The following is a 16,734-nucleotide window of genomic DNA, read 5'->3' on the forward strand; positions in this document are numbered from 1 at the left end:
TACTGCTTGATAGATTGTGAAATTTAGCCTGCATGCAACTGGAAAAATACACTATCAACACTTCTTGACAAAGAGCCTGTTTTATTCTGCTGTTTCTAGATATGCTTCGTAAAATTCTTCTACTTTAGCTGGGTCTGCATTTAATTCATTACCTGTATCTACCATTGGGCTCAAGGTAGAGTAAGCCTTCAACTTTTGTCCGTTATAAGCGGCGCTCAAGTCTTCTTGGTTAATGGAGTAAAGGATTGCTTTACGCAAGTCGGCACTTTCAGAAATGTCACGACCTTCTGGGTTGAACTGCATATACGTTACACCATTACTTGGCATGCTTTGTAGTTGAAGTTTTTCATCTGATTCAACTACTTCGTATTTTGTTTCAGTCAAGCCATACAACAAGTGAATTTCTCCTGCACGCAATGCAGAAAGGGCACTATCAGAATCTGCAATGAAACGAACCGTTACATTTGCAATTTTTGGTGCATGTTCGTCTTCAACCATGTAAGCAGGATTTTTTTGGAAAGTTGCTTCATAGTCATTCTTTTGAATCATGATGTACGGACCGCTGGCATACAAATGATTGTCATAAGTAGAACCTTCTGTCACCGCACGTTGGTCTCCATAAGCGATATCTGTATCTGGATTGAAGCTTTCAACTTCATAAGTATTGATGCTTTCCACTTGTTTTTGCGAAACAATCCCTGCAGATTGGTGAGCGAGATAGTTCAATACTTGTGGGAATGGCTCTGTCGTCGTCATCTTGATTACTTGGTAGTTTCCGCTTGCGTTATCAACTTCATCAACGCCTTCTACTACATTCTTGATTGGTTCTGCTAAATCTGCTTCTAAAGCCTCTAAAACTGTGCCAGAACCATCAGAAAGTTGTGCCTCTTCTAGCTCGCTTAAATCAGTAACCAATTCTACTGTGTCAATATGTTCATGTAAAGAATAGGTACGGTGATCAGGAACGGAATTTGGATCTTTAGCACGGTTCAATGAGAAAATCACATCTTGACCGCTTACTAATTCACCTGTATCTACTGCTTGACCGTTTTCTACTCGAGCAAAGTTAATATCGTCGCGCAGAACAAAGTAGTAATCGGAATTTCCTTCTGCGATAGCGTGATTATACGACAAGGATCCATCAGAAATGATTTGGTCATCGTCTGTCAAGTTCACTAAACGTACATACATGTTCGTGTTCAGTTGATTGATGGAGCCATCGTTTCCTTTAATAGGGTCTAAAGAAGTCAAGTTCCCCATTGTTTGAGTCAGCATCAATGTTTCTGCATCATTCAAGGATTCATCGTTAAACGACACTGGTTCCCAAGCAAACGCACGTGATTTAGAAAGGCGAATCGAATCTGGATTCAAGACATCTTTATTGAATGCTTGTGCTTTTAAGGAAGTGTATAAAGGAAACAGATACGCGTTTTCCGTTACAAGTAAATCTTCCAATTCTTTATAGGTTTCGGTATAGTCCTCTGGCGTTTCCAGAGCAGCTTCGTTAATCAGCGCATCTACCTCTGGGTCATTTACGTAACTGTTATCCCCTTCGCTAATAAACAAAGAACGAACAGCGTAATCTGGGTTACCAGTAACGGTAGTCCAACTTGAAACAGCCAAGTCATAGTTTCCTGCATCTTTTTGAGCAGTAAAACTTGCATAATCTGGTTGTGTATTTAGTTCTACATTAAAACCATTTTTCATTAATTGGTCACGCAACACGTTCATGTCTGTTTCATTTGAGCTCGTTCCTAAAATCTCAATGGTCGTTTTTTCTGTTGTTTCTACATTTTGGGACACGTCACTACCTTCGCCAGGGTTATTCGCGTCTTGTTCTGTTTGAATCGAGCAAGCAGCTAACACCATCGATGCAGCAGCAATAAAAGGCAATAATTTCTTTTTCATTAATAAATCCTCCCTTAATTCATTCGAGGATCACTTGCGTCACGCAAGCCATCACCCAAAAAGTTAAATGATAAAACAAGTAAGATAATCGCAATACCTGGATAAATGGCCAAGTATGGATTGGTTTCTAAATACTCACTGCCGATTCGTAAAATATTTCCCCACTCTGGCACATGCGCCTCTACTCCAAGTCCTAAGTAGCTCAAGCTACTGGTTGAAATAACCGCAGTACCAATGGTTAACGTGGATCGAATAATCATTGGTGCCATCGCATTTGGTACAACATGGCGACGAATGATCGTCCAGTTATTTTGTCCCAATGCACGAGCTGCCTCTACATATTCGTAGTTCGCCACCTGCATAACATTCGCACGCATGGTTCGTGCATAGGACGGAATGGAACCAAGGCTCAGTGCAATAATCAAGTTGGTGGTCGAAGCTCCAAATGAAGCTACAATCGTAATCGCCAACAGCATTCCGGGAATCGCGTAGAGAACATCCAACAAACGCATAATGATGCTATCTGTACGGCTCCCATAAAATCCAGAAATGGCTCCTAGCGTTCCCCCTACAAAGAAAGGAAGCAAGGTAGATAATAAACCGACTGCCAGCGAAATCTGTGAACCAAAGATAATTCGGGAAAATACATCCCGCCCGAAGTTATCGGTGCCAAATGGATACGCTAGAGATGGTTGTTGCAAGATATTTTGATAATTATTCTCTGAAGCAAACGAATAGCTGAAGGACCACTCACTCGTAATGGCCATCATAATCAGAAAAGTAATAAAGAACAATCCTAGTAAAGCCGCTTGATTGCTCGTCAACTTTTCTCGAATACTAGTTTGTCTGCGCTCACCAGCAAGGTCTTTGTGTGTCCGGTACAAGGAAAATGCCACAAATGCGGCCAAAATATTTCCTGTTAAGGAAGTCAATGCAAGCAAGATGAATGTTCCCCACTTCACTGCCGGTTGAAAGTTGTGCCATTTTCCTTCGAAAATTAAAAAGAATAGATGCATCAACAGGCTGGCTAACAAAATCGCCATCATAAGTAGGAAACGGTTCGCTACAAACGGTTTGAATAAATTTAGCGCGGTTACCACAATCGCCACTATATCAACAAGTACAGTATAGAGCGAGTAGCGGAAAGCTACTGAAATGTTTTTCTTCAAGGCGGTGACACCTGATAAAAAGGTAAACAAGTTCCCCGCTAAGATTCCTGCGATGAATAGAACGGCCAATACCCGGTAGAGGGCATTCGGTACTTCAGGATCCATCGCTCCTTTTTTTAACTGGCGTAACGTAAAGAAATGCAGCAAACTCAACACCAAATGAATCAAAAAAAGGATGAATAGAAATGGTTTTACGCCTAATGGCTGCCACTGGATGCTCAAGAGAAATAGCAGCGCCGTTAAGCCGAGCGATAAGCCATTGCTAAATTGAAATTGGTTCATAATCTGATTGGTTCGATAACTTCTCATCTTCTTCCCTCACCCCCTATTTACCTGTTTGACCGCTACGAATCCGGGAACGAATTCTTGGATCGAGGAAGCTGTAGAGAATATCAACCAACATATTCACGATGGAAAGGATAATCGCAATGTAGATAACGCCACCCATGACAGCAGGAATATCCGGCACAAATTGCTTATCTACGATATAACTTCCTACCCCGCTAATATTAAATACTTTCTCCGTTACAGAGGAACCACCGAGCATGCCTCCAAATTGCAGACCAATGACGGTCACAATCGGAATCAATGCGTTCGGTACAGCGTGGCGTAAAATAATTCTTTGATTGGATAACCCTTTAGAACGAGCGGTTAGAATGTAGTCTTCGTTAATGACTTCAAGCGTTGAAGAACGCGTCATCCTTGCTACAGAAGCCATTAGTCCAGTACCTAATACAACAGCCGGCATCAAAAGGGATGCTAGATTGTTCGCATTGTACGTTGCTGGCAACCATCCAAGATTAATGGAGAAGGTCAGAATAAAAATTAACCCCTGCCAGAAACTAGGAATTGAGATACCAATTAAAGCAACAAACATGAACAAGTGGTCAAAAGTCGAGTTTCTTTTAATAGCCGCATAAATCCCAGCTGGTAAAGCAACCAGTACAGAAAGTGACAAAGCGAAAATCGTTAATTCCATTGTTACCGGGAAGCGTCTTAGAATAGCACTAACTACATTTTCACTCCCTTGATAGGTGTTTCCTAAGTCAAAAGTGAAGACACCACGGACGGTGCGGAATAATTGTGTTAGATAAGAATCATTCAGCCCATGCAAATTACGGAAATTTTCAATCTGCTCCGGAGTCGCTTGTTCCCCCAAAATATTATTTGCTGGATCAGATGGCGATAGATACAAGAGCGTGAAGACAATCATCGTTACGCCGATGATCACAAAGAACATCATGACCAAGCGATTGGCGATAAAATACAACGTAGCATTGGAGACGATCATCAGGTAGAGATACATCGGCCAAGCTAGAATCAAAGAAAGGATAAATCCAGGCCATGTTCCAAGAACGTTTCGCGTAGCATCTAAATACGTATACTCGCTCAATCCTCTTTCTTGATAGGCCGTGCCTTTCCATTGTTGCTGTGCTTTCTTCAGTTCTCGTTCGTACAGTTGATCGAGGTCACGTTTTTGTTGTGCTTCTGACTTCGTGATACCGAGATACGCATTCTTCTTCTGTTCTTGAGCTGCTAGTTTTTCCCGTAAGGCTTGCGCCTGTCCACTTTCCAAAAAGCGAGCCGCTAAATCCTTCCGATCGATTTGTTCTTTATTTTTACGTTGCGTCAGATAGTACACCCCAACTACGAGATGAAACAAGATGCCGAGAAGCAGCAATCCAATCCTCCAACTACGTTTCTGATAAGCTTTTTCATAGTAATAACAAATCGTTGCGAGCCAACGATTTTTTTCTGCTTGCTCCATTCATTCCCTCCTCGCTCATCATTCCGCACATAAATGAAAAATACCCTTAAACAAACGATCATTATGTAATCGTTTATTTAAGGGTAAAATAAGTCTATTTTACGGTTCCACCTTAATTCAGCCGTCAAAAAAAATGACTTGCTGTTCTCTGTTCAGTACGCATAGAGATAGAAGCATACTGCTTTGCTATAACGGGCAAATCCCGTTATGGGCTGGCTTGCGCTCACCCATACGACTCCAAGATGCACTTCCAAGTTTTCTTCCAGATCCTCTCTCACCTAACAGGACTCGCTTTTCTTTCATCCAACTTGTACTTTTCTTTTCAACGTCATTTATTTCGATATGGAATGATGTTTTTACTGAACATAAATATATCAAACCGAATTACGTTCGTCAAGTACATTTGCTTACTATTACAAAGTGATTTTTAACACTCTACTCTTTCTTTTTTTTAGAAAGCGTGCTATTTTCTTGTTATGACTAAAAATAGAAATTGGAAGGAAGAGAACATGAATAACCTATTATCCATTCAGAACTTATCTGTTTCCTTCTCCACTGGATCAAAGGTGAGTCAAGTTGTATCCAACGTTTCCTTTTCCGTACATGCTGGCGAAACGCTGGGATTAGTTGGAGAATCAGGTAGCGGGAAGAGTGTAACGGCGCGTTCCATTATGCAACTCCTGTCTCCAAATGCTCACATTCATCCAGAATCAAGTGTGGTTTATTTGGGCAAAAACTTACTCGAATATAGTGAAAAAGAGATGCGGGCGATTCGCGGCAAAGATATCAGCATGATTTTCCAAGACCCGATGACTTCTTTGAACCCAACAATGACAATGGGGAAACAAATTACCGAAACCTTACGCCAACATGAAGGCTTATCCGAAAAAGATGCAGAAGTACGTGCAAAAGAAATCATGCAGCACGTTGGAATTACGAACGTGGATTATCGTTATACGCAATATGCTCATGAATTTTCTGGTGGGATGCGCCAGCGGATGATGATTGCAATGGCTCTTGCTTGTAACCCTTCCTTAATTATTGCAGACGAGCCTACGACTGCCTTAGATGTAACCATTCAAGCTCAAATTCTCGAATTATTAAAAGAAATTCAAGCTACATTTGGGATGGCTATTATTCTGATTACCCATGATTTTGGTGTCGTTGCAAATATGTGTGACAATGTCGTTGTAATGAAAGACGGACATGTCGTGGAGCAAGGTGATACAGTGTCTGTATTCCAGAATCCTCAACATGACTATACAAAAATGTTACTCGCAGCTATTCCTAATTTACAAAAACCAAAGTCTTCTGCTTCTTTGAAGAAATTAGAGGAAATCCATGCTGGCAAAAGAGATGTTTTGTTGGAGATTTCCCAGCTGCAAAAGGAATTCCCTTATGGTCGAAACGAAACGGTACGAGCGGTAGACCAGCTTAGTTTCAAAATCTATCGAGGTGAAACATTAGGATTGGTAGGTGAATCTGGTTCTGGTAAGTCAACAACCGGTAGAACGATTCTACGCCTACGTGAACCTGACAACGGCGAAACCCTGTATGAAGGGTTTGACATTAATCACCTGAAGCCCAAAGAGTTGAAGTCCATGCGGAAGAACATGCAGATGATCTTCCAGGATCCGTATGCATCGTTGAACCCTCGAATGAAAATTCAAGATATTATTGGAGAGTCATTGGATATCCATGGTTTGGCCAAGAACCGCAAAGAACGGAATGCTCGCGTGTTGGAACTATTAGAATTAGTTGGACTTGATGCTTCTTTTGCCCAACGTTTTCCGCATGAGTTTTCTGGCGGTCAACGTCAGCGGATTGGAATTGCTCGTGCATTAGCAGTAAATCCAGAATTCATTGTTCTAGATGAACCACTTTCTGCTCTGGATGCCTCTATTCAGGCACAAATTGTGGAATTGTTAGAAGACTTACAACAAAAACTAAACTTGACCTATTTGTTCATCGCCCATGACTTAACCATGGTGAAACAAATTTCAGATCGCGTAGCGGTTATGTATCAAGGAAAAATCGTAGAGTTAGCAGATGCGGAAGAACTATTTGCGAATCCGATTCACCCATACACTAAAAAGCTGCTATCAGCTATTCCGATTCCAGACCCTGTTTACGAAGCAACTCGAACAGCGCTCGGAAAAACGGATGAGGAATTGGCGGAGTATGAAGGCCATTCCTTCCAAGAAGTAACGCCAAATCACTGGGTATATTGCTAAGTTTTCAAGTTGAGAAGGAGATGATTCGATGTCGTTAAGCATGCGGACGATGAAGACTGCCTTAGCAGCCTTCCTGGCAATTTTAGTTGCCCAGTGGCTGGGGCTTGACTATGCCGTATCTGCAGGAATTATTGCTATTCTCAGTGTGCTGGATACGACGAAATCCTCTCTCCTTACAGCTGGAAGGCGTGTCGGATCGACTCTGTTAGCTCTAGGTGTTGCGGTCGTTCTCTTCTATTTGTTTGGGTTTGGCACGTCTGTATTTGCGCTCTATTTAATGATCTATGTTCCGCTAGCTTACCGATTTGGTGTGGAAGCCGGGATTGCACCTTGTTCCGTATTGGTTACGCACCTATTAGTAGAACAAAATATTTCGTTACCTTTGTTGCAAAATGAACTTCTATTAATGGTAATTGGAGCGGGAATCGCAATCCTCATCAATGTGTATCATCCTTCAAAAAATGATCGCATTGTCGAGCTACGTGATGAGGCAGACCAACTAATGAAAGACGCCCTGTTGTCGCTTTCTCTTCATTTACAAAATGGCATTCCTTCTCCACCAAATGTCCTCGAAGAGTTAAACGAATTATTAAAAGAAGCGGAACAATTAGTCTTTCTGGAGTCGGAGAACCGAATCTTAACCGATTGGCAGTATGATTTGCGTTATATTGAAATGCGCAAGGATCAAGCAGCCATCCTTGCATACATGCAACAAAATATTTTGAAGTGTACGATCCCGACGGAAGAAAACAAAATATTGGCCGGACTCTTTTACTTAACCGCAAATCAGCTGCATCAAAATAATACGGGTGAGTATATTTTAGAAGACATTCGTCTTCTATTGCAGCATTTCCGTCAGAGTGACCTACCTGAAAATCGATTGGAGTTTGAGAACCGAGCAGTCTTATTTCAATTATTGAATGATTTCACCCGCTTCATTCAAGCAAAAAAAGATTTCTTTGATGAATATGGGACTGCCCAATTATCCAATGAATAAAAGCAATGATTTTGTCTGTTTTAAAAGATAAAATCATTGCTTTTTTTATTTCATTTTTGTTTCAAAAGTTTCAAATTCTTCTTTTATGAGAGGAATAAATTCGTTAAAAAGCGTCCTTATCATAATGTAAGCGAATTATTTTTCTTAACATTAGAATATCAAAATAATGCTAAAAAAGGCTTGTTTTTTCTGTAAATGAGTTTATACTTGTCTTTCATAAGTTAACGCAATGCCTATTGTACTTATACATTTATTGCTTTATTACGATTTATTTATTTACAGGAGGAATTATAATTTAATGGGACAAGATATGACAAAAGGTAATCCGATTCATCTGATTATCCAATTTACTTTGCCAATGTTACTCGGAAACGTTTTTCAGCAATTTTACAGCATGGCCGACACCTATATCGTAAGTCAAACACTCGGAGTAGAGGCATTCTCTGCCGTTGGATCAACAGGTAGCATTACCTTCCTCATCCTTGGATTGGCGACTGGACTAACCGCTGGACTCTCTGTCATTACCGCTCAATACTTTGGCAAAAAAGATTTTGTTGGATTGCGTCGCAACTTGGCTGCTAGCTTGATGATCAGCTTGGCGATTACTTTGATTTTGACTATTTTTGCTACTATGTACACTCGTGAAATCTTGTCCCTTATGAAAACTCCTGCCAACCTGATCGATGACGCGCAAGCTTACTTAGTGGTTATTTTCGCCGGTACCGGCGCTTCTGTCATGTTTAACCTATTATCCAATGTGCTACGGGCAATCGGAGACAGCAAAACTCCATTGTTGTTCCTGGCTATTACGTCTGCTCTGAATGTTATTTTAGACTACTGGTTTATCTTAGGCTTCCACACCGGCGTTGAAGGCGCAGGTTATGCAACGGTCCTTTCTCAATTGGTTGCAAGCATCCTCTGTCTCGTTTATATTTGGAAAAAAGTTCCTATGCTCCGAATCTATAAAGAAGATTGGAAGATTACGAAAAAAGAATGGATTCATCATCTCCGTATTAGCTTGCCAATGGGCTTCCAAAGTTCGATTATTGCGGTTGGTTCAATGACCATTCAAACAACTTTGAACAGTTTAGGTGCAACAGCTGTTGCGGCTACTACTGCTGCTGAAAAAATTAACGGGATGGCAACCATGCCGCTTCAATCATTCGGAGTTACCATGGCTACTTACACCGCGCAAAACTTTGGTGCTGGAAACTATGACCGAATTTGGGTTGGCGTGAAAAAAGTGAGCCAATTAGTACTCGGTTATAGCTTTGTGATGGGAATTCTATTGGTAACATTTGGTCGACAATTCGCGAGCGTGTTCGTTGGAAATGGTTCTGACGCTATCTTAGATAACGTGCAGATTTACTTCTTAACAAATGCGACCTTCTACTTCTTATTAGCGCTATTGTTTATTTATCGTTACACTTTGCAAGGTTTAGGGAACAGTTCTGCTCCAACCGCTGCTGGCGTAATGGAATTAATTTCCCGTATGCTTGCTGCAGTATTGTTAGCTAACGTATTCGGTTTTGCAGGAGTTTCGATTGCAGGACCATTAGCTTGGTTAGGTGCTTTGATTCCTCTATTTATCTCTTACTACACAACGAAAAAACGTCTAGAAAATGGCGAACCAATGGAAACGGAGAAAGATTTCTCTCTTACCGATGCTGTTTCCAAATTAATTCCACGTTTTGCTCGATAATATGAATACAGAACACCCGAAAATCCTTCTATGGACTTTCGGGTGGTTTTTTTATTCAACTGGCACATCCAGCTCCTCTGCAATGAACTCTAACAGAGTATGGCTTTCTTCTGGAGAATCTAAGTAATACTCGATACCGTTCTCATCTTTTAGAATGGTGTCACTCAATTTGGTAAACTCTTGGCGGTATCCATAAGCCGTTACGATATATTGATTCCCTTCCACAATTATCTGGAGGTCTTCATAATGATGCAGCCCATCTTCTAATCCTTTTTCTTTCCATTCTTCCCTTTGTTTCTGTACCTCTTCTAAACTTGTATCTGGAAGAATCCAATCTTTGTGATACTGGTTCAATAACATCAAGTCCTTATCACTAATTGAAACAAATGAATCCATTAATTCATGGTTCGGGTCGTAGTTTATCCGCCATGTTGTACTTAACAAATCATTCCGACTGAGCCCCTCTTCGTTTACATAATCATTTTGGTTTTGTTGATGCTGTTCAAAGAGAAGGTACCCCACGATAACAAAAAGAAGAGAAGCCAATAAAATATTCGTCGTCTTCCTACGAGTACTCTTTTTTACTTGCCGAGTGATATCCTCTACCATTCGCGAATCCTCCTTTATCAAATCATCCAAAGGGGTTTGATACAGCTCGCCAATCGCCACTAAAATATCCAAATCAGGGTATGTTCTACCAACCTCCCAGCTTGAAACCGTCTGACGCGATACATGTAAAATTTCTGCTAATTCTTTTTGAGTTAGTCCAGCTTCTACTCTTTTTTCTTTTAATTTATCGTGTAGGTTCATCGTGCTCATCCTTTTCTTTTCATTATAAACAAGTTCGCAAAAAAAAGGTGATTGTCCTATTATTTTTGTCAGCTACGATTTGTAGCATGGCTCTATCCCTTGATATAACAAGGTTTTAAAGCAAAAAAAAGTGCACACCATTTTTTAGGATGGCGTGCACTTCTTCATTCTATTCTGCTTTAAAGTGAGCTTCTACACGGTAAATCCGTTGCCCTTTTGCAGCAAATTTTTCTTCGTATTCGGTTCGAACATTTCCTTCAAATTCAGACTGATGCAAATCCAGCCACACTTGATCTAGTTCCATCCCAAACTTCGAGAAGCTTACAAGAGAATATTCGAATAAGCCTTGATTGTCTGTTTTGAAATGAACTTCACCGTTTGGTTTCAAGATTTGTTGGTAATTTTCCAGAAAGGCAGCTGAAGTTAATCTTCTCTTTTCATGACGACTCTTTGGCCATGGATCTGAAAAATTTAAGTATACGCGGTCCACTTCTCCTTCTGAAAAATAATCAGAAATAAGACCGCCGTCTGTATTCAAAAGTTTCACGTTTGGCAATTCTGCTTCTATGATTTTATCAAGCGCCATTACCGCTACACTGGTTTGCAACTCGATTCCAATGAAGTTTATTTCTGGATGTTGCTTCGCCATCCCAACAATGAATTGGCCTTTCCCAGAACCAACTTCAATATGAATCGGCCCTTCTTGTGGGAAACTCTGTGCCCATTTCCCTCTAAGGGTCGTTGGGTCTGTCACTACATAGTTTGGGTATTCAGCTAACTTATCTGCTGCCCATGGTTTGTGTCTTACTCTCATTTTTTCTCCTCCAATAAAAAATCCTACCCCTCATCATTATACGGAATAGGATGATTACTTATGATGTATTCTGTTTACATATGCTTCTTTCATATGTAAAATTTGTTGATTCATTTTTATATTTTCCCCGTTCTCATGATATTTCTTCGTCAACAACAATCGATTAACGAAACTATACCACTCCAAACATTGATACACTTCATCTGTTTTCATGAGACCATACTTGTCTAACCAGTGATCCCAGTCTGATGGATCTACGTAGCGCACTAGGAGCATGCTGATATCTGAAAATGGATCTGCAATCTTCACAGACTCCCAATCTACTAGATACAGCCGTTCATCTTCAGTAAGCAAAAAGTTCTTTCGATTTAAGTCTCCGTGGCAGACTGTGTAACGGGCATCTTTCACATAATGAAGCGTTTCTTGTAAATAAGCAACAATCGTATTCAGAAATGAGTTGGTGCTCAAATCTTCTTCTAAATCCGCTAAGTAATCGTTCAGAAACATTTCCGGATGATAGACTTGTCCCTTTACTTTACGCAGCATGCTTAAGAGATGTTCCGAACGATGATACTTCCGCATAATGTCGATGATTTCTTTTGAGTTCATCTCATTACCCAACAGCACTCTTCCATTCAGCCATTCCTGAGCAGTTAAGATATCCCCATTACCAATTCGCTTCGTCCAAATCAGCCGTGGAGTAATTCCTTCAACAGAAAGCGCGGCTAAAAAAGGTGAGGAATTGCGTTTCAAAAACACCTTTTCCTCTGCCCTTACGCCCATATATGCATGTCCGGTGTCGCCTCCGATAGGGTGTAGTTTCCACCCCGAATCCATCTTGTAGTCCATTCTGTTCATTCCTTACTCACGCTTGATTGGTGCTGCCATTGACCTGTCTGTTTGCTTCTTCCTGCGCAGCCTCACAAAGCTATGTGAGCCAGCTACAAATAACCATACGAGAAGATACGAAAGTGACTCTCCGCTTTCTTTATCTATAGCAGGAAAAGTCACTTCTACTCTTATTCATCGTTATCTACATTTCTTCAACCGTCCCTGTCATTCCAACAGGCATGTCTCCCGTTCGCTTCATGGGGTAATCTATTATTTATTTTAGGTTCATTTCTGCATTCCGTCAAGGGAAAGATGAATCAGCCCTCCAGGCCCTGGCCTTCTTACAGATTCAAATGTGCTCTTTTCTGTACCCTCTTCACTAAATAAAAGCGAATAAATAATAAGGAAAAGAGGACATTAAGAAAGAGCGCACCAATTGCAATAACCGGCCCAGACCCAACTACTGTAGCAACAGCAAAGGCGAGCGATTGCCCCACTAACAACTGAAGCAGCAAGTGTTCAAATCCTTTCTCCTTTTTAATTTTAGGAGCAGGATATAAGCGGGCAAGAAGGTGCTCATCCATCTGCCCATAGAGAGCAGACAATTGAAAACCGGTCAAATAGATAAATAATACGTTCAATAATAAGCTGACTAAGGGAATCGTAGTGAATATAAAAATAAGAACCCCAATTCCAGTCAGGCGGAAGTACAAGCCGCTATAATTGCTCCCGCGCACAAACGCACGAGCGTATAAATATTGGTAGGGGTTGTCTTTTCCAGAAAGAAAAGTCACTGCTTGATCCAGATATTTCCGGCGCTTCGCTGGGTTGCGCACAGTTGGAATATCCGTGAACAAATTAATCAGGCGATTTAATTGGGCAGAGCGTTTCTCTTCTTGATGAACAACCTTTTCCCAATGCAACAATGGAACTTCCAGTTTTTGGAGCCGTTGGAAGAGAACCATAACGACCACACTGAGAAGAAGACTAATCCATGTTTGCATTAAGAATCCAATCATTAATACGACAAACGAAAGGACGAAAAGAAGTGCTCTCTTCTTCTCTGGCTCTGTTTGAAAGTAGAAACCTTCTTCTTGTATTCCGAGTTCAGTCCACTTCAAAAGGAGTAAGGAAACATAGAATAGTAAAAATTCTAACACTCGAAATGGCTGACCGACAAAGAGCATCGGAAATGCTACACCGGCGAGAATGAATAAGAGAAATGCCGGAAACAAAAGACTCGATGACTTTGTGTTTTTGAGATAGTGTTGCCACTCTTTTTCTTTGGCTGCTAAAAATACAGGATCCGCTGCTTGAACCAGCGTAGCAAGCTTCCCAATAAACAAAGAACCACTCAGAACCAACGCCCATATCCATTTTCCGATATGAAAAGGCGGCTCTACAGTCTTCAAAAATTCCGCATACTGGTAAGCCAGTGCTCCAAAAAGAAAAATAATCACAATGACGAAATGGTCGTTAAATACATATTTCGCATAGCGGCTCATTTTCTTAAAATATTTTTTACGGCGATTCGCTAATTGTTCGAGCACGTTCATAAGACGTCCCCTTCTTTGGTCAACTGGATGTACAACTCATCTAATGTCGCTCCTGGCATCGCTAATTCGTTTTGCAGATCGGTCATGTTCCCCGTTACCTTCACTTCACCTTGATGCAAGAGAACGAAATTATCGCATTCACGTTCAGCAGAGCTAAGCACATGCGTAGACATTAAAATAGCCGCACCCGCAGCTTTCTTTTCTCTAATAATTTCTAAAAAGGTATGGATACCAAGTGGATCTAGTCCTAAGAATGGTTCATCTATCACATAGAGCGGCGCATCCAACATAAAGGCACAGACCAACATCACCTTTTGTTTCATCCCTTTTGAGAAAAATGCCGGGAACCATTCCATTTTATCTTCTAAGCGGAAGGCTTTCACATACCGGTTTGCTCGCTCCATCGCCTTTTCAAGCGGCATTTGGTATGCCATTGCCGTTACTTCGATATGTTCACGTAAAGTTAATTCTTCGTACAAAACAGGTGTCTCTGGAACAAACGCAAATGACTGGCGATACTGTTCTGGATCATTGCGGAGTGAAGTTCCTTCGATGGTGATTTGACCAGAAAAAGGCATCATTAATCCGATAATGTGTTTGATGGTTGTACTCTTCCCTGCTCCATTCAAACCAATCAGTCCAGTTAATTCACCTGCTTTTACGGAAAACGTTACCTCTTGGATAACCGGTACAGCGGTATATCCTCCAGTAAGATCCTTTATTTCTAATGTCATGGGTACTTGTCCTTTCCAACATAATCTCTCATTATTATACCATAGAGCCTTATGCAATTAATGTATATTTTATAATCGTTATGGTAAAGTTATGATAAAAGAAAAGAGGGATCGCTCATGACGGATTGTATTTTTTGTAAGATTATTCAAGGTGAAATACCCAGCTACAAAGTATATGAAGATGAAAAGGTGCTGGCATTCCTAGACATCTCCCAAGTTACCAAAGGGCATACGCTAGTAGTGCCGAAGAAGCATGTAGAAAATATTTTTGAATACGATGAAGCTCTAGCAGCAGACGTGTTCTCAAAGATTCCTGCCATCTCTCGTGCCATCCGAGCACATCATCCAGCAGTAAAAGGCATGAATATTTTGAACAACAATGGATCGCTGGCTTACCAATCTGTATTTCACTCTCACGTACATTTGATTCCACGTTATGAAGATGAATCAATTGACGGATTCGGCTTAAAATGGGAAACTCATAATGAACACTATCAACCAGAAGATTATCAAACCATCGTAGAAACAATTAAGGAAAAAATGGAGGGATAAAGGATGAAAGACTTTACACAAGGATTACTATTCGGAGCTGTAGTAGGTGGATTAATCGCACTACTCAACACCCCAAATAATGGGGAAGAAAATCGCCGCAAGGTGCAAGATTACATCAAGGATAACACGAATGCCGTGAATGACTTAGGAGACGACTTAAAACAGTTGCAGGTCTCCCTTGGCCGTCTATCTGAAGAAGGAATGGCTGTAGCCGATCGTGCTACAAAAGACATCGCTTATTCAGTAGAAGATTTCACACAGAAAAACTCTCCACGCATTAGAAGAGTTATGAGCAGCATCAATAAATTAACGGAAGACTTAAAGAATGAACAAGAAAAATATCAAGATAGTCCCCTGTTAAATCAAGAAGGATAAGAACAGTAGAGTGGCCAAATGCTCCCTATTTGAAGCGTTTGGCCACTCTCTTTTTTATTTAATGAACGAGTGTTTTATTTATGAAGATTTCTAGAAAAATTAAAGCGTTTTTCAAGATTCCTTTCCAAATGATTTTCGTTTGTGATATAGTTAAAAAGGTTCTTTAGATGAGAACGACCAAGATTGAAGAAATGGAAGTGTAGATACAAAATGAAAAAAATTGCGCTATCAGCAGTATCCTTATTAGCAGCTTTTACCCTTTCCGCATGTTCGAACAGTGAAGATGTCGTTACCATGGAAGGCGGCAATATTACTAAAGATGAACTTTACGAAGCAATGAAACCAACAATCGGTGAAGCTACTCTACAACGAATGATTTTAATCCAAGCATTGGAAAATGAAGTTGGCGACAACAACTTCGCAGCAGAGGCAGAAACAGAAACTCGCACAACCATGGCTTCTGTTGGTGGAGAAGAAGCATTTGTAGGCTTACTCTCACAAATGGGCTTCAGCACCGTTAAAGAATATCAAGATCAAATCCACATGAACTTATTGATGAATGAAGCATTAGAACAAAGAACGCCAATCTCTGATGAAGAAATTGAAGAATATTACGAAACCTATGAGCCAGCAATCACTGCTTCTCATATCTTAGTAGAAGATGAACAAAAAGCAAAAGACTTAATCAAAGAAATTAATGAAGGTGCAGATTTTGCGACTGTAGCTACAGAAAACTCTACTGATCCAGGCAGCGCTCAAAACGGTGGTTCACTTGGTCAAGTAAGCAAAGGTCAAATGGTCGCTCCTTTTGAAGAAGCAGCTTTTGCTTTAGAAGAAGGCGAAATGACACAAACACCTGTACAATCCGATTTCGGTTACCACATCATTCTTGTGACAGAAAAACCTGAAAAAGGAACGTTAGAGGAAGAAACAGAAACAATCAAACAAAATCTTCTAAACGAGAAATTAGCTGATCCTACTTATCTGAACGATACAATGACAGCTATCTTGACAGAATCAAACATCGATATTAAAGATGAAGATCTAGAAGACGCAATGGCTCCATTCCTTGGGACAACTGAAGAAGAAACAAGTGAATCGGCTGAATCTACAGAGTCCGCTGAGTCCACATCTGAATCTGTTGAATCCGAAGATGCTTCAAGTGAATCTGCAGAATAAAAAAACACCTCCCCATCAACTTGCGTTGTAGACTAACACAAATAAATGAGACAATATAAAACACCTTCGGAATGGTATAATACCAAATACTATGTCGGAGGTGTT

The 16,734-nt window shown here is 40.6% G+C and carries 14 protein-coding genes and 1 pseudogene; 7 read left to right on the forward strand and 8 right to left on the reverse strand.

The window, feature by feature from the left end; genetic code table 11:
- Positions 1-81 precede the first annotated feature (81 nt).
- The 3 genes from PVE40_RS10425 to PVE40_RS10435 are packed head-to-tail and all read right to left on the reverse strand — an operon-like array spanning position 82 to position 4,845.
- Complete coding sequence (locus PVE40_RS10425) at positions 82-1,908, reverse strand: ABC transporter substrate-binding protein (protein ID WP_274731870.1); 1,827 nt, start codon at positions 1,906-1,908, stop codon at positions 82-84.
- A gap of 14 nt (positions 1,909-1,922) precedes the next feature.
- Positions 1,923-3,386 (reverse strand): ABC transporter permease, encoded by a 1,464-nt coding sequence (locus PVE40_RS10430; protein WP_274731871.1) that lies wholly within the window; start codon positions 3,384-3,386, stop codon positions 1,923-1,925.
- A 16-nt stretch (positions 3,387-3,402) separates the two neighbouring features.
- Positions 3,403-4,845, reverse strand: coding sequence for an ABC transporter permease (locus PVE40_RS10435; RefSeq protein WP_274731872.1), 1,443 nt, complete (start codon positions 4,843-4,845; stop codon positions 3,403-3,405).
- 509 nt (positions 4,846-5,354) lie between these two features.
- Between PVE40_RS10435 and PVE40_RS10440 the strand changes: the two are divergent.
- The 4 genes and pseudogenes from PVE40_RS10440 to PVE40_RS10455 form a co-directional block, all read left to right on the forward strand.
- Positions 5,355-6,158: pseudogene (locus PVE40_RS10440) on the forward strand (ATP-binding cassette domain-containing protein); the annotation flags it as partial.
- A 24-nt stretch (positions 6,159-6,182) separates the two neighbouring features.
- On the forward strand, positions 6,183-7,079 hold the full coding sequence (locus tag PVE40_RS10445) for an ABC transporter ATP-binding protein (protein ID WP_420828530.1): 897 nt from the start codon (positions 6,183-6,185) through the stop codon (positions 7,077-7,079).
- Between the two features lie 28 nt (positions 7,080-7,107).
- Positions 7,108-8,076, forward strand: a complete 969-nt coding sequence (locus tag PVE40_RS10450; RefSeq protein WP_274731873.1) for an aromatic acid exporter family protein — start codon at positions 7,108-7,110, stop codon at positions 8,074-8,076.
- 298 nt (positions 8,077-8,374) lie between these two features.
- Complete coding sequence (locus PVE40_RS10455; RefSeq protein WP_274731874.1) at positions 8,375-9,778, forward strand: MATE family efflux transporter; 1,404 nt, start codon at positions 8,375-8,377, stop codon at positions 9,776-9,778.
- Between the two features lie 51 nt (positions 9,779-9,829).
- Here the strand turns inward: PVE40_RS10455 and PVE40_RS10460 are convergent, their stop codons facing one another.
- The 5 genes from PVE40_RS10460 to PVE40_RS10480 all read right to left on the reverse strand — a co-directional run bounded on the left by PVE40_RS10460 (position 9,830) and on the right by PVE40_RS10480 (position 14,523).
- Positions 9,830-10,588, reverse strand: a complete 759-nt coding sequence (locus PVE40_RS10460; RefSeq protein WP_274731875.1) for a helix-turn-helix transcriptional regulator — start codon at positions 10,586-10,588, stop codon at positions 9,830-9,832.
- A gap of 169 nt (positions 10,589-10,757) precedes the next feature.
- On the reverse strand, positions 10,758-11,402 hold the full coding sequence (gene trmB, locus PVE40_RS10465; protein WP_274731877.1) for a tRNA (guanosine(46)-N7)-methyltransferase TrmB: 645 nt from the start codon (positions 11,400-11,402) through the stop codon (positions 10,758-10,760).
- 54 nt (positions 11,403-11,456) lie between these two features.
- Positions 11,457-12,251 (reverse strand): phosphotransferase family protein, encoded by a 795-nt coding sequence (locus tag PVE40_RS10470; RefSeq protein WP_274731878.1) that lies wholly within the window; start codon positions 12,249-12,251, stop codon positions 11,457-11,459.
- 323 nt (positions 12,252-12,574) lie between these two features.
- Positions 12,575-13,789, reverse strand: coding sequence for an ABC transporter permease (locus PVE40_RS10475; protein ID WP_274731879.1), 1,215 nt, complete (start codon positions 13,787-13,789; stop codon positions 12,575-12,577).
- On the reverse strand, positions 13,786-14,523 hold the full coding sequence (locus PVE40_RS10480) for an ABC transporter ATP-binding protein (protein WP_274731880.1): 738 nt from the start codon (positions 14,521-14,523) through the stop codon (positions 13,786-13,788). The genes PVE40_RS10475 and PVE40_RS10480 overlap by 4 nt, the downstream gene beginning before the upstream one ends.
- Positions 14,524-14,640: 117 nt before the next feature.
- Between PVE40_RS10480 and PVE40_RS10485 the strand changes: the two genes are divergently transcribed.
- The 3 genes from PVE40_RS10485 to PVE40_RS10495 all read left to right on the forward strand — a co-directional run bounded on the left by PVE40_RS10485 (position 14,641) and on the right by PVE40_RS10495 (position 16,629).
- Positions 14,641-15,075, forward strand: coding sequence for an HIT family protein (locus PVE40_RS10485; protein WP_274731881.1), 435 nt, complete (start codon positions 14,641-14,643; stop codon positions 15,073-15,075).
- Between the two features lie 3 nt (positions 15,076-15,078).
- Positions 15,079-15,450, forward strand: a complete 372-nt coding sequence (locus PVE40_RS10490; RefSeq protein ID WP_274731882.1) for a YtxH domain-containing protein — start codon at positions 15,079-15,081, stop codon at positions 15,448-15,450.
- Between the two features lie 210 nt (positions 15,451-15,660).
- Positions 15,661-16,629: a peptidylprolyl isomerase gene (locus PVE40_RS10495; protein WP_274731883.1), complete on the forward strand. Its 969-nt coding sequence runs from the start codon at positions 15,661-15,663 to the stop codon at positions 16,627-16,629.
- Positions 16,630-16,734 lie beyond the last annotated feature (105 nt).

This window comes from Jeotgalibaca caeni, assembly GCF_028863945.1.
GTDB lineage: Bacteria > Bacillota > Bacilli > Lactobacillales > Aerococcaceae > Jeotgalibaca > Jeotgalibaca caeni.

Excerpts from the sequence above, each read along its gene's own strand:
- PVE40_RS10425 (WP_274731870.1), bottom strand. The coding sequence starts at position 1,908 with ATGAAAAAGAAATTATTGCCTTTTATTGCTGCTGCATCGATGGTGTTA.
- PVE40_RS10430 (WP_274731871.1), bottom strand. The coding sequence starts at position 3,386 with ATGAGAAGTTATCGAACCAATCAGATTATGAACCAATTTCAATTTAGC.
- PVE40_RS10435 (WP_274731872.1), bottom strand. The coding sequence starts at position 4,845 with ATGGAGCAAGCAGAAAAAAATCGTTGGCTCGCAACGATTTGTTATTAC.
- PVE40_RS10450 (WP_274731873.1), top strand. The coding sequence starts at position 7,108 with ATGTCGTTAAGCATGCGGACGATGAAGACTGCCTTAGCAGCCTTCCTG.
- PVE40_RS10455 (WP_274731874.1), top strand. The coding sequence starts at position 8,375 with ATGGGACAAGATATGACAAAAGGTAATCCGATTCATCTGATTATCCAA.
- PVE40_RS10460 (WP_274731875.1), bottom strand. The coding sequence starts at position 10,588 with ATGAACCTACACGATAAATTAAAAGAAAAAAGAGTAGAAGCTGGACTA.
- trmB (WP_274731877.1), bottom strand. The coding sequence starts at position 11,402 with ATGAGAGTAAGACACAAACCATGGGCAGCAGATAAGTTAGCTGAATAC.
- PVE40_RS10470 (WP_274731878.1), bottom strand. The coding sequence starts at position 12,251 with ATGGACTACAAGATGGATTCGGGGTGGAAACTACACCCTATCGGAGGC.
- PVE40_RS10475 (WP_274731879.1), bottom strand. The coding sequence starts at position 13,789 with ATGAACGTGCTCGAACAATTAGCGAATCGCCGTAAAAAATATTTTAAG.
- PVE40_RS10480 (WP_274731880.1), bottom strand. The coding sequence starts at position 14,523 with ATGACATTAGAAATAAAGGATCTTACTGGAGGATATACCGCTGTACCG.
- PVE40_RS10485 (WP_274731881.1), top strand. The coding sequence starts at position 14,641 with ATGACGGATTGTATTTTTTGTAAGATTATTCAAGGTGAAATACCCAGC.
- PVE40_RS10490 (WP_274731882.1), top strand. The coding sequence starts at position 15,079 with ATGAAAGACTTTACACAAGGATTACTATTCGGAGCTGTAGTAGGTGGA.
- PVE40_RS10495 (WP_274731883.1), top strand. The coding sequence starts at position 15,661 with ATGAAAAAAATTGCGCTATCAGCAGTATCCTTATTAGCAGCTTTTACC.